General features: G+C 69.7%; 9 protein-coding genes. 6 read left to right on the forward strand and 3 right to left on the reverse strand.

Annotation, left to right across the window (positions count from 1 at the left end; genetic code table 11):
* The first annotated feature begins 16 nt into the window (after positions 1-16).
* Entirely contained in the window at positions 17-1,585 is a 1,569-nt protein-coding gene (locus QHF83_RS39555; protein ID WP_282423256.1) for a serine/threonine-protein kinase, read from the forward strand.
* Here QHF83_RS39555 and QHF83_RS39560 read toward each other — a convergent pair whose 3' ends face one another.
* Positions 1,586-2,782 carry an aminotransferase class I/II-fold pyridoxal phosphate-dependent enzyme gene (locus tag QHF83_RS39560; protein ID WP_282423257.1) on the reverse strand — a complete coding sequence of 399 codons (1,197 nt, stop codon included), beginning with the start codon at positions 2,780-2,782 and terminating at the stop codon, positions 1,586-1,588.
* 504 nt (positions 2,783-3,286) lie between these two features.
* Here QHF83_RS39560 and QHF83_RS39565 point away from each other — a divergent pair.
* Positions 3,287-4,951, forward strand: a complete 1,665-nt coding sequence (locus QHF83_RS39565) for a nitrite/sulfite reductase (RefSeq protein ID WP_282423258.1) — start codon at positions 3,287-3,289, stop codon at positions 4,949-4,951.
* A 72-nt stretch (positions 4,952-5,023) separates the two neighbouring features.
* Positions 5,024-7,708, forward strand: coding sequence for a hypothetical protein (locus QHF83_RS39570; protein WP_282423259.1), 2,685 nt, complete (start codon positions 5,024-5,026; stop codon positions 7,706-7,708).
* A gap of 9 nt (positions 7,709-7,717) precedes the next feature.
* Here the strand turns inward: QHF83_RS39570 and QHF83_RS39575 are convergent, their stop codons facing one another.
* Positions 7,718-8,248: a mismatch-specific DNA-glycosylase gene (locus QHF83_RS39575; RefSeq protein WP_282423260.1), complete on the reverse strand. Its 531-nt coding sequence runs from the start codon at positions 8,246-8,248 to the stop codon at positions 7,718-7,720.
* A gap of 71 nt (positions 8,249-8,319) precedes the next feature.
* Between QHF83_RS39575 and QHF83_RS39580 the strand changes: the two genes are divergently transcribed.
* The gene (locus QHF83_RS39580) at positions 8,320-9,141 is read left to right on the forward strand and encodes a hypothetical protein (protein WP_282423261.1); all 822 of its coding nucleotides are present in this window, start codon (positions 8,320-8,322) and stop codon (positions 9,139-9,141) included.
* 63 nt (positions 9,142-9,204) lie between these two features.
* Positions 9,205-9,852: a hypothetical protein gene (locus QHF83_RS39585; protein WP_282423262.1), complete on the forward strand. Its 648-nt coding sequence runs from the start codon at positions 9,205-9,207 to the stop codon at positions 9,850-9,852.
* Between the two features lie 15 nt (positions 9,853-9,867).
* On the opposite strand, the gene QHF83_RS39590 is transcribed toward QHF83_RS39585, so the two are convergent.
* Positions 9,868-11,427, reverse strand: a complete 1,560-nt coding sequence (locus QHF83_RS39590; RefSeq protein ID WP_282423263.1) for a hypothetical protein — start codon at positions 11,425-11,427, stop codon at positions 9,868-9,870.
* Between the two features lie 96 nt (positions 11,428-11,523).
* On the opposite strand from QHF83_RS39590, the gene QHF83_RS39595 reads away from it, so the two are divergent.
* Positions 11,524-13,428 carry a serine hydrolase domain-containing protein gene (locus QHF83_RS39595; RefSeq protein ID WP_282423264.1) on the forward strand — a complete coding sequence of 635 codons (1,905 nt, stop codon included), beginning with the start codon at positions 11,524-11,526 and terminating at the stop codon, positions 13,426-13,428.

A 13,428-nucleotide genomic window follows, 5' to 3' on the forward strand; every position in this document is an offset into this window, starting at 1 on the left:
CGAGCCGGTCTCCTCCATGCTCGTCACAGGCGCCTTGTTCCACGACCGTTACCGCGTCGTCCGCAGCATCAAGGCGGGCGGTATGGGCGCGGTGTTCGAGGTCCACGACGAGCCGACGAACCGCAAGCGCGCCCTCAAGGTCATGCACCCGGCCGTGCTGGAGAATTCGGTGATGCGCGGCCGCTTCGCCCAGGAAGCCACGGTCACCGGCGGCATCGAGAGCGAGCACCTCGTGCAGGTGCTCGACGCGGGCGTGGACAGCTCGACGCAGCTTCCGTTTCTCGTGATGGAGCTGCTCGTCGGCGAGGAGCTCGGCGGCATGGTCAAGCGCCGCGGCCCATTGCCCGAGCCCGAGGTCGTGCTCTACCTCTCCCAGGTCGCGCTCGCCCTCGACAAGACGCACGCCGCGAACATCGTCCACCGCGATCTCAAGCCGGAAAACCTCTTCGTCACGACCCGCGACGACGGCCGGTCCTGCGTGAAGATCCTCGACTTCGGCGTGGCCAAGGTCGCCGTCGCCTCGACCCTCGCGCACACCACCGCCGTCGTCGGTACGCCTCTCTACATGGCGCCGGAACAGATTCACGGCGATGGCGGGATCCGGGCATCCGCCGATATTTATTCGCTCGCCCACGTTGCTTATACACTGCTCGTCGGCGAGGCATACTGGAGGCCGGAGCTCTTGCAGCTTCCGTCCGTTTATGCGCTCTTCGGCAAGATCATCGCCGGCGAGCTCCCGGAGCCGCCCACGACACGCGCGTCGAGGCGCGGCGTGCAGCTCCCTCCGGGATTCGACGAGTGGTTCCGCAAGGTCGGGGCGCGTGAGCCCAAGGAGCGACCCGAGCGGGCGAGCACGGCGATCGGCATGCTCGCCGAGCTCTTCCGCGTCCCGGTGTCCGTGCCGCCGTCCACGCCCCTCTTGCCGCTCTCCGAGCTGCCTCCGCCCTCGCAGGCGGCGCGGCGCATCTCCCAGCGCCCGCCCGTGGCCATTCCCCCGCCGCGCCAGACGCGCGACCGGCTGCGCGACGACCCGACACCGCCCCCGAGCGCGCCTGCGCCGGGCAGCACGAAGCCGAGGTCCCGGTTCAGCGAAGCCCCCGTGTCGTACGAGCCGACCTTGCGGAGCGAGGTGAAGGGCGTGCTCGACCAGCCCGGGCTCACCGAGGCCCTCGAGGCCGAGTACCAGTTCAGCGCGAGCACGGGCATTCCCTTCTCGGTGCTCGTGTTCCAGGTCCAGGAGCCGCCGAAGCCGGAGGGGCCCCGCGCGCGGCCGCCTTTCGCCGGCTGGGGGCTCGAGCGCACGATCGGCGAGCTCGTCCACCTCGCCCGCGCGCTCGGCCCGGAGCGATCGACGATCGGGCGCTGGCCGAGCAGCACGATCGTGGTCGTCGTCCGCGCCTCGCTCGGCATCACGCTCTCGCCGAGCGAGGCCCGCGACATCCTCGCATTCGTGGGCAAGCAGCTCGCGGGCCGGGACGAACTGCCGGAGATCCGCGGCGGTTATTCGCAATGCTGGCTCACGGACCGCTCGGGCATGGACGCTCTCGACCGCGCCCGCTTCGCCTTGAAGCCCTTCAACCGCTGATCAGGCGCCCGCGGTCGCGTCGAGGGCCTGCACGAGATCCGCGACCACGTCCTCGGTCTCCTCGATTCCCACCGCGAGCCGCACGAGCCCCGGCGCGATCCCGACCGCCACGAGCTCCTCGGGCCCGAGCTCCGAATAACTCATGATCGCGGGCTGCTCGATGAGCGTCTCCACGCCCCCGAGGCTCGGCGCGATCCGCGCGAGCTTGCACGCGTCCACCACGCGCCGCGCCCCGTCCTTGCCGCCGCGGACCACGAACGACACGACGCCGCCGCCGCCCGCGAGGTGCTTCTTCGCGATCGCGTGATCCGGGTGGGATTCGAGCATCGGGTAATACACGCGCTCCACGGCCGGGTGCGCTTCGAGGGCGCGCGCGACCGCGAGCGCCGTCTGGTTTTGCCGCGACACGCGCAAGGACAGCGTCTTGATGCCGCGCCCGATGAGCATCGCCGCGTGCGGATCGGACACGGCGCCGAGCACGTCGCGCGCCTCGTGCACGAGCGAGAGCAGCGACGACGGCCCCGACACGCTCCCGCCGAGCACGTCGTTGTGCCCGCCGAGGTACTTCGTCGCGCTGTGCACGACGAGGTCGATCCCCACGGCCGAGAACATCGCATTGACGGGCGTGGCGAACGTCGCGTCCACGAGCGTCTTCGCCCGCGTCTTCTTGCAGATGTCCGCGAGCCTCTCCACGTCGACGCAGCGCAGGTACGGGTTCGTCGGCATCTCCGTGATGACGAGCCGCGTCTTCGGCCCGATCGCGCTCTCGAGCCCGTCGAGGTCTCCCGGCTCGAGCAGCGTGTGCGACACGCCGAGCCGCGACAGCATCTTCACCACGAACTGCCGCGTCCTCCTGTACGTGTCGCGGAAGAGCACCACGTCGTCGCCGGCCTTCACGAACGCGAGGATCGTCGTCGTCAGCGCGGCCATGCCGCTCGGGAAGAGCAGCGCGTCCTCGGTCCCGTCGAGCGCGGCGATGCGCGCCTCGACCTCGCGCACGGTCGGGTTTCCGTAGCGCCCGTAGTCGAGCCGCCCGGGGTCTGGATCCTCGCCGCGCATGAACCGTTCGAGGTCGTCCGAGTCGGCGAACGTGTACGTCGCGGTGAGGGCGATCGAAGGCGCGAGCGTGTGGTGCGGGCGATCGACGCGTTCGCCGGCGTGAACGGAGTCCGTGCTGGTCGGGAGGGCGGTTTTCATGGGGGAGGGAGGATGGGCAGATGTCTCGAAGAGGATTACCGGGATACCTCGCTCGCGCAATCGCCGGCGCTCCACCGCTCGAACCTCGCGAGCCCCTCCGGAAACGCCTGCGCCCCGCCGATCCCCCTTCCCGGACGCCTGCATGCGCATGGGACCGGCGCAGAGATACCTCCTCCCTGGGACGCGCCCCCTCCTGCGCTCCGCAGCCATCCATCCGACCTTCCCCGCGAGCACCTCCGCGCCGCGCAGACATCCTTCCGGGCATGCCCGCGACCGCTTCTGACTTGCGCAGACCGTGCCCGCTCCCACCCGCGCGCATCTCTGCGCTGCGCAGAGGCCCTCCAGGCCGTGATCTGGACCCCTTCTGATCACCGCAGACGCCTCTCCCGCCTCGCCGGGGCGTCTTTCTGCGTGGTTCAGAGGATGTTCCGGCCGTTCCGGCGGGTGCTTCTGAAGATTGTCACACTTGACGCGTCGGAAAAGTGGGGGATAAAGTGGGCTGCCATGTCTGACGCACCGTCACGTATGCAGGCCGCGCTCGACGAGTACGCGGAGAACATTCAGCGGTTCAAGCGGGGGGAGATCACGCCGGACCAGTTTCGCCCGCTTCGCCTGGGGATGGGCGTGTACGCGCAGCTCGCGCACGTGAAGCACATGCAGCGCATCAAGGTGCCGGGCGGGCGCATGACGGCGGCGCAGCTCGACGTGGTCGCGGAGGTGACGGAGCGCTGGGCGCTCGGGCTCGCGCACGTCACGACGCGTCAAGACATCCAGCTCCACCACCTCGAGATCGAGGAGACGGTGGAGCTGCAGCGCGTTCTCGCGAAGGCGGACGTGACCACCGTGGGCGCCTGCGCCGACACGGTGCGCAACGTGACCGCGTCGCACCTCGCGGGCGTCGCCCCGGACGAAGTCTTCGACGTGACGCCGCACGCCCATGCGATCACGCAGTACTTCCTGTTCCACCCGCACAACCGCAAGCTCCCGCGCAAGTTCAAGATCGGCCTGTCCGGCAGCGCGCGCGACCACGCGCAGATCATGATCAACGACCTCGGCCTGCTCGCGCGCGTCACCGACGCAGGCCGCGGCTTCGCGGTGTACGTCGCAGGCGGACTCGGCTCGACGCCGGAGATCGCGCACCTCTGGCGTGACTTCGTGCCCGAGCGGGACGTGCTCGCCGCGTGCGACGCGGTGATTCGTGTCTTCTGGCGGGACGGCGAGCGCAAGAACCGCAAGAAGGCGCGCATCAAGTTCCTGCTGCGCAAGCTCGGCGAGGCCGAGTTCATGAAGCGGCTCGACGACGAGCTCGCGAAGATCAAGGCCGAGGAGGGCGCGAAGGTCGAGGCGGAGCTCGATCGATACCTCGGCGAATACAAGGACGAGGAGGCGCCTCCGCCGGCCCCGGGCGGCGACGCGATCGGCGACGCCGCCTTCGCGCGCTGGAAGAGGACGAACACGCTTTCGCAAATCCAGCCCGGTTACCGGGTCGTCACGGTAAAACTGCCGCTCGGCGACATCACGGCCGAGCAGATGCGCAGGCTCGCGTCGCTGTCGCGCGAGCTCGGCAACGGCGAGGTCCGCACCACGAACGCGCAGAACTTCGTGATGCGCTTCGTCCCCGAGGGGAACCTCGTGGCCTTGCACCGGGCGCTCTCGCAGATCGGCCTCGCCGAGCCCGACGCCGGGCACATCACGGACATCGTGGCCTGCCCCGGCGCCGATTATTGCTCGCTCGCGATCACGAAGAGCATGGGCGTCGGCGCCCGCGTGCGCGAGCACCTCTCGGAGAGCGGAAACCGCGCCGAGGCCGACGATCTCGTGCAGAAGATCGGCGCCTTCGACATCAAGATCTCGGGCTGCCCGAACTCGTGCGGCCAGCACCACGTGGCCGACATCGGCATGACCGGGCTCATGGTGAAGGGCAAGGACGGCGTCGAGCGCCCGCATTATTCGCTGCGCGTCGGCGGCGGCTGCGGCCCGGACGCGAAGATCGGCGACCGCCTCGACGGCCGCGTGCCCGAGGAGGAGACGCCCAAGGTGATCGCCGCGATCGCGAGGCATTACGTGGCCGAGCGGGCCGAGGGCGAGAGCTTCCGCGAATTCGTGGCGCGCAAGGGCGCGAGCGAGATCGGGCGGATCGGATTCGCGGCGGCGACCGACTTGATCTGAACGCGCGCGCCGGCCTCGTATCGGCCGGCCGGTCCTCCGTGATACCGTCGCGGGCCACTGGAGGATCTTTCCATGCGTCGAACTCGTCTTGCCTACGCGCTCGTGCTCGCCACCCTCGGCGCGGCCGGGTGCGGCTCGGAACCCGCGCCCGCGGCGCCGCCGCCCGGGGCGCCCACCGAATACAGCCTCGGAGGCGCCGTATCGGGCCTCGAAGGGAAGGGACTCGTCCTCGAGGTCGCCCTCCCCGGGGACCTCTTCTCGAACCTCACGATCGAGGCGAACGGCGAATTCACCTTCAAGCCCGCCCTCGTCGACGGCGACGGCTACGACGTTACCGTGGCCGTGCAGCCGGCGGATCCCGCGCAGAGCTGTACGGTCTCGGGGGGCAAGGGCGTCGTGGCAGGCGCCGACGTGACCGGCGTCTCCGTCGAATGCGTGAGGCTACCGCCGAATCCTCGCTGGATTGGCGGCGAGGTTTCGGGCCTCAAAGGCACGGGCCTCGTCCTCCAGAACAACGGCAAGGACGACCTCTCCGTCGCGATGGACGGCCCCTTCCAGTTCGCGACGCCTGAGACCGACGGCGAGACGTACGACGTCACCGTCTCCGCACAGCCCACGAATCCCGCGCAGACGTGCGCCGTCGAGGCGGGGAAGGGGACCTTGGGCGGCATCGACGTGAAGGGCGTCCTGGTGAAATGCACCGACGACCCGCCGGTCTTCAACGTGGATCCCAGCACGATCGACGTGACGAACGCGGATCGCTGTGATTTCCTGGACACCGCCCATTGCCTCTTCCCCTGGCCGAACGACCATTTCACCGTCGCCGATCCCACGACGAGCACGGGCCGCCGCGTCGCGCTCCACCCGCTGTCCATGCCCGTCAATGTCGAGGTCGACCTCTCCCCGGCGGCGGGCGCCCCGGCGGGCACGATCGTGAGCCCCGGCGGGATTGGAATCGATCCGACGGACTGGAACCGCGCCGATGGTTTCTCCCCGGGCCAGATGCTGCTCACGTACGTGCCGGGCCTCGACCTCGGCAAGACCGGGATCGGCCCGATCACGCACATGGATCGCTCGCTCGAAGCCGATTCGCCGCTCGTGGTGGTCGACGTCGAGACCCTCGAACGCCACCTCGTCTGGGGCGAGCTCGATTCGTATGCGACGAGCGACGCGACGCGCGCCCTCATCATCCGCGCCGGCATGAATTTCCGCGAAGGGCACCGGTACGTCGTGGCGCTGCGCAACTTGAAGGACAGCGCCGGGCAGATCCTCGAAGCCTCGGACGCGTTCCAGGTCTACCGCGACGCGATCCCCTCGAACGTGCCGGCGATCGAGGCGCGGCGTGATTCGATGGAGAAGATCTTCGACGCCCTCGCGGGCGCGGGCGTCGAGCGCAAGGAGCTCTACCTCGCCTGGGATTTCACGGTCGCCAGCGCGAAGAGCACCGCCGGTCGCATGCTCCACATCCGTGACGACGCCTTCGAGAAACTCGGCAATGCCGCGCCGACGTTCACGGTCACGCAGGTCCTCCAGAACCCCGACCTAAACCGCTCGCGCCGCATCATCGGCACGTTCACGGTCCCGAACTACCTGAACCAGGCGAACGGTGTCTCGGGTTCGTCGTTCCATTACGATGAACCGAACGACGGGCTGCCGGATCAGCTCGACGGTAGTGGCACGCTCCAGGCGAACTTCATCTGCAACATCCCAATCTCGGCGCTCCCGGACGGAAACGACAACACGCAGCCCGTCGTCCCCGGCCGCGCGGCGCTGTATGGCCACGGCCAGCAGGGGGCGGCGAGCCAGGTGAACGGCGGCGCTGCGACCGGCGAGCTTTCGAAGGCGTACAACTTCGTCTTCTGCGCGACGGACTTCATCGGCATGTCCTCGAGCGACGACCTCAACATCCTCCAGCTCGTCGCCGAGTGGGGCCGGATGAACACGCTCGCCGACCGGCTCCAGCAGGGCCTCCTGAACAACCTGTTCCTCGCGCGGCTCATGATTCACCCGCAGGGCTTCATCTCGGATCCGGCGTTCCGGGGCGGCCCGCAGAACCAGCCGCTCATCGACACGAGCGACGTCTTTTATTACGGCATCAGCCAGGGCGGCATCCTCGGCGGCGCGCTCGTCGCGATCTCGCAGGACATCCGCCGCGGCGTGCTCGGCGTCACGGGCATGAACTACAGCGTCCTGCTCGACCGCGCCACGGGCTTCGATGATCTCCGGCCGTTCATGGATCAGGCCTACACGAACGAATTCGACCGGCGCTTCATCTTCTCGTCCATGCAGAACCTCTGGGATCGCGGCGAGACGAACGGGTATGCCTGGCACGTCGGCAATGATCCGCTGCCGAAGACGCCGCCCCACGCGGTGCTCATGCAGAACGCGTTCGCCGACCATCAGGTCACGCAATGGTCGGCCGACATCGAGGCGCGCACGATCGGCGCGGGGATCCACGTGCCCGTCTTGAATCCGGGCCGCTCGATCGACGTGAGCCCGTATTTCGGCATCCAGCCGCTCCAGAGTTACCCGCACTTCGGCTCGGCGCTCTTCGTCTGGGATACGGGGCCCTATGACATGGCGACGGGCAAGGGCACGCCGGCGCCGCCCGTCGGGAACGAGCCGCTGCGCGACGGGGCCGATCCCCACGGCGTTCCGCGCGTGCAGCCCGGCGCGCGCTTGCAGATCTCCGAGTTCCTGCGCTCGACCGGCAAGGTCATCGATCCGTGTGGTGACATGCCCTGCCTCGCGCCGTAGCAAGGCCAGCTAAGCGCGCTCGAGCGCGCGGGCCACGACCCGGTAGTGCTCGAGCATCTCCGCATACGAGAAATGCGCATTGCGCCCGCTGGGGTTCGGGACCACGAAGACCCGGGCCCCGCAGATCTCCTCCGGCTGCTCGCCGCAGGGGATGGGCGCCGAGGCCTTCTTGTCGAAATAACTCCGACAAACCGTGATGCCCACGAAGACCACCATGCGGGGCCGGAACTTCCGGATCTTCGTGGTGAGCGCGCGCCTGCCCGCGTCGTAGTCCTCGCGCCCGAGGTCCATCACGCCGCGCGTCGCGCGGGCGACCAGGTTCGTCAGACCGAGGCCGTGGTCGAGCAGGCGCATCTCGTCCTCGGGGGCGAGGCGCTCCGGGACGAGGCCGCTCTCGTGGAGCAATCTCCAGAACGCGTTCGCCGGATTGGCGAAGTTGTGCCCCTTCTGCGCCGAGAGGAGCCCCGGGTTGATCCCGATGAACAAGGCGTCGAGGTCCGGAGCGAGGATGTCGGGGGTGGCAAGCTTGGACGAGGGCATGGCGAGAAATGCCCCGATCTTAGTCCCCTCGCAGGGTTTGTCCACGGCAAGCGTGATAACGTGCGGCCATCATGCCGCCTGCTCCTCCCGTCCTCGGCCTCGACCTCGGCGCGACCCTCACGAAGATCGCCTTTCGCGCGGGCGAGCTCCACACCGAGCGATGGCCCTCGCGCGACCTCGAAGCCATCCGCGCGCGTATCGCCGCGCTCGCTCCCCAGCGCATCGTGATGACGGGCGGCGGCGCGGCCGTGCTCGGCGCGAGCGCGCTCGGCGCGGCCGTGGAGGGCGTCTCCGAGTTCGAGGCCTGGTCGCGCGGCGCCGCGGCCCTCGCCGCCGAGGAGGGCTTGGCCCTGCCCGCGCGGCACTTGCTCGTCTCGGCCGGCACGGGCACGTCGGTGCTCGTCGTCGACGGCGGCTCGGCCGTGCGCGCGGGCGGGACGGGGCTCGGCGGGGGCACGCTCGTCGGGCTCGGCAGGTTGCTCGTGGGCGCGGCCTCGTTCGCCGAGCTCGCGGCGCTCGCGGCGCGCGGCAAGCGCGGGTCGGTGGACCTGCTCGTCGGCGACGTGTATTCGCAGGGCGCGCCCATTCCGCCGCACCTCACGGCGTCCAATTTCGCGAAGCTCGCCTCGACGGAGCCGGCCGACCTCGCGCATGCGCTCGTCGGGCTCGTCGGCGAGAACATCGCGCTCGTTTGCGCGGGGATCGCGCGGCTCGCCGGCGCGGACACGGTCGTGCTCGGCGGCTCCACGCTCGCGGAGAACCCGGCGCTCGTCGAGGTCCTCACGCAGACGCTCGGGCTCACGGGGCTCTCCGCGCGTTTTCTTCGACGCGGCGCGTATTGCGGCGCCGTGGGGGCCCTCGTGGCCGGCGAGCGCCTCGCTGGGTCCGCCTGAGCGCTGTTGCGAGGGCGAAACGAAGCGCGATACGATGTCCCGACGATCGAGGCGCATGGGGCGATGAAACGCAACTGGCAACGAACGTTCGTGGTCGCGGCGGCGAGCCTCTCGCTCGTCGTGGCCTCCTCCGTGGCAGGGGCCGAGGACGCACCCTCGCAGCCGCAACCGCAGCCGACGCCGGGCTCCGCGCCGCCCGCTCCGCGTTATCCCGCTCCGTATCCGTATCCGTATCCCTATCCTCCTCCGCCCTACGGATATCGGCTGCCGAGCGTCGTGCCGCAGCCCGAGCCCGAGGTCCTCGAGTACGAGGAAGGCAAGGCGATCCCGCCCGGATACACGCGGGTCCAGCGAAACCGCAGGAAGCTCGTCATCGCAGGAACGGTCCTGCTCGCGACGGCCTATTCGATCTCGCTCATGGGCGCGACGACCTCGGTGCTCTCCGGGGACGAACGGTTCGCGATGCTGTACATCCCCGTCGCCGGGCCTTTCATCACCATCGCCGCGGCGAGGCGCGACGTGCCCAGCGGCCTGCGGAGCATCTTCTTGCTCGACGGTTTTACCCAGATCGTCGGCACCGCGCTGCTCGTGACGGGTATCGCGTGGAAAGAGGATTTCCTCCAGCGGAACGATACGCTCGAGCCCAAGGAAGCGCTCGTGCCGGAGCTCTTGATCGGCCCGGGATCGGCGGGCATGCGCTTGCGGTTCTGAGCGGGTTCGTCCGGGTCAACCCACGTCGAAGACCGTGCGCAGCTCGCCGTCGCGCGTGAAATAGGTGACGCAGGACGAGGAGCGATTGCCACGCAGCATCCGGAGCGCGTGCTCCAGCGTGGCGCGGCGGGCGCGCTCGTCCTCGACCGCGGGCAAGGCGAGGCCGAGCGCCTCTTCGGCGGCGTCCGCGAGGAGCCACGGCGCGCGGCGCGTGAGCTCTTTCCAGGCCGCGTCACGCGCCTCGGCGTGGCCGAGGTCGTTCTCCGCGAGCCAGAGGTTCACCCAGGCGCTCGCGCGGGAGGGTGTGTCGCGGCACGTGCGCGCGAGGTCCTCCACGGCTGCGGAGAGATCCCCTCGCAATCGATGTGCCTCGCCACGAACTCCGTAGAGCGTGGGACCCACGAGCGCCGGGGCGCAATCGATGCTGCGCTGAAAACAGGCGAGCGCCGCGGCGTATTCGTCCCGCAAGACGTGCACCGCGCCCATGCCGATGTGCAGCCACCGGGCGCGGGGCTGAATCACGAGGCCACGACGGAAATCCTCCTCGGCCTCGTCGACGCGCCCGAGCCAGAGGAGCAATTCGCCCCGGTAGGCATGCGGGTGATGCGAGCGCGGATGATCCCGCAGGATGGCGTCGAATTCGCCGAGCACGTCCGCGGGGGCGCGGCTGCGAATCGACCATTGCAAGACCTTGGCGCGGTGCCGCGCCGAGCTGCGGAGCGGGAGGTTGTCCTGGTCGCCGAGCCGCGCGAGCATCGCCTCGGGGAAGAGGCGCGCGAGGAGGCGGAGCTTCTGGTCGCGCGGGGCCGGCAGCTCGCCTTCTTCCTCGCGGAATCGGTCGCCGAACCGCCACGCGAGCGGCGCGAGCGCGGCGTCCGGGAGCACGTCCCAGGCGCGGTTCACGATGCGCGCGGCGCGTTCGAGGGCGGGGGCCACGAATCGCCGGTGCAGCGCGCGCTCGATTCCGGCCTCGCGTGTGGGTTCGTCCGGGCCACGGCCGATCGCCGTGAGCGCCTCGACGTCGAGGAACCCGAAATGCCGCCGGCCGAGCGCGACGAGCTCCAGATCGATCCTCCAGATCTGGGCTTCGCCTCCGATGTGCTTGGCCGCGAGCAGATCGAGGATCGCGCCGCGAGGGTCGCCGCGCTCGCTCTTGTCCCGCGCGCGGCGCACGAGCGCCTCCGCCTCCTCCGCCAAACCCGTTTGGCGTGCCGTATCATTCTCGGCGCCGAACGCATGCAGGAGAATGGCCGCGCGTTCGCGTAGCGCGGGTTCGTCGGGCACGAGCGCGAGGGCAAGCTCGACATGCCGTTTGCAGCCGGAAAACCGCCCCGCGCTTCGATCGAAGCTCGCCGCGGCCATGTGGACCTTCGCCGCCGCGCGCGGGCTCTCCGCCGCCGCGAGCGCGAGCGCCTGCGTGATCCACGCGTCGCCGAGGCGAAGGTCGCCGAGGCGAAACGCGAGGCGCGCCGCTTTGAGCGCCTGATTCACGTCGCGGCTGGAGGCAGGATCGTGGCGCCCGAGCGCGTCCCAGGCCGCGCGCGTCCCACCTTTGCGCCCCTCGTCGATCGTCACGACACGCTTCGATACGTCGAGCGTTCGCCGGCGTAAAGCGGGAACCGCCCTTTTTCGTTGGCACGGGCGCGCCGGCGGGGCGAAGATGCGCGCTCGATGGTGCCCGCCCGCCGTATTCTGCCCCTCGCCGCGCTCTTCGCCTCGGCCTGCGGATCCCCGAAGCCGCCCGAGGCCGCGAAGGTCGAGGGGCGCGACATGCAGTTCGCCCGCCCCTCGATGCAGCCGCCCGTGTTCCTCGATCCGCAGCGGAAAGAGAAGCTCGCCGCGGCCTTCCCCGCGATCGAGCGATATGTCGCGGACGAGGTTTCGCGCCGGGGGTTGCCCGGCGTGGCCGTGGGGATCGTGATCGACGGCGAGCTCGTTTATGCGAAGGGATTCGGCGTGACGGACGTCGAGACGAAGGCGCCCGTCGACAAGGACTCCGTGTTTCGGATCGCCTCCGTGACGAAGAGCTTCACGGCGATGGCCATTTTGCAGCTCCGGGACGAGGGAAAACTCTCGCTCGACGATCCGGCCGCGAAATACGTCCCCGAGCTCGCCGGCCTCCGGTATCCCACGCGCGACGCGGCGCCCATCACGCTCCGGCAGCTCCTCGGACACGGCGCCGGGTTCCCCGAGGACAATCCCTGGGGCGATCGGCAGCTCGGCATTTCCGAGGCCGAGTTCTCGAAGATGATGCGCGAGGGGTTTCCCTTCTCGACGTCCCCCGGATCGCGGTTCGAGTATTCGAACACGGGATTCGCGATCCTCGGGCGCGTGATCACGAACGTCTCGGGAATGGATTACGCGGATTATCTGCGGGCGCGGATCCTCTCGCCGCTCGGGATGAACCGGACGGTCCTCGACGAGCGGATGGTCGAAAAAAAGCACCTCGCGCGCGGGTATCGGAAGGAGGGCGATACGCTCGTGCCCGAGGTGAACCTGCCGCACGGCGCGTACGGGGCCATGGGCGGGCTTTATTCGTCGCTCGCAGACATGGCGCGGTACGTGGCGTATCACCTCGCGGCGTGGCCGCCGCGCGACGAGCGGGAGGCGGGTCCGGTCCGGCGAAGCACGCTGCGCGAGATGCACGAGATCGGACGCGCGACCGGGGTCTGGGCCTCGCCCGGGCTCGGGGACGAGCCGCCGTCCGTGCGCGCGACGGGCTATACGTTCGGGCTCGGCACGTTCGCGACGTGCGAATTCGCGCGAGGCGTCTCGCACACCGGAGGTTTGCCCGGGTATGGGTCGGTGATCCAGTTCTTGCCGGACTACGGCGTCGGGGTGATCGCCATGTCGAACCTCACGTACGCGCCGATGTGGCGGATCGTGCGCGAGGCGTTGCGGCGCCTCCAGGAGACGGGCGCGCTCGAGCCACGCGCATTCGTGCCCTCGGAGACGCTCGTGCGGGCGAAGGAGGCCACGAGCCGGCTCGTCGCGAAATGGAGCGACGCGGAGGCAGATGCGATCTTCGCGGATTCGCTTTACCTCGACAAACCACGCGAGCGATGGGCGGCGGACCTCGGCGCGCTCCGCGCGGCGCACGGCGCGTGCCGGGAGGAGGGGACGTTCGAGGCGGAGAACGCGCTGCGGGGCACGTTCCGGCTCGGATGCGAGAAGGGGTGGATCGGCGTGTCGCTCACGCTCGCGCCGACCTCGCCGCCGCGGATCCAGTATCTCGATTTCCACAGCGTGCTGCCGCCGCCGAGCGCGCTCGCGTCGGGCGGGGACAAACTCGTCCGGCTCGTGAATCGATGGGACGACGCCGCGGCGGCGGAGCTCTTCGATGGGAGCGTGGACCTCGGGCGCATGAAGGCATCCCTCGCGAGCCTGAAGGAGATTCGCGGGGCGTGCCGGATCGGCGACGTGATCGGGGGCGACGGCGCCACGCGGGCGGGCTTCCGCCTCGCGTGCGAAAGGTACCCGGTGGCCGTCGAGATCACGCGGAAGGCGGGCGCCGAGAAGATCGACGGCGCCCGGTTTTTCCCGGCACCCGGGGAGGCCGGGCGGTGCGCGCAATAG

The sequence above is a fragment of the Polyangium sp. 15x6 genome, assembly GCF_029960785.1.
GTDB lineage: Bacteria > Myxococcota_A > Polyangia > Polyangiales > Polyangiaceae > Polyangium.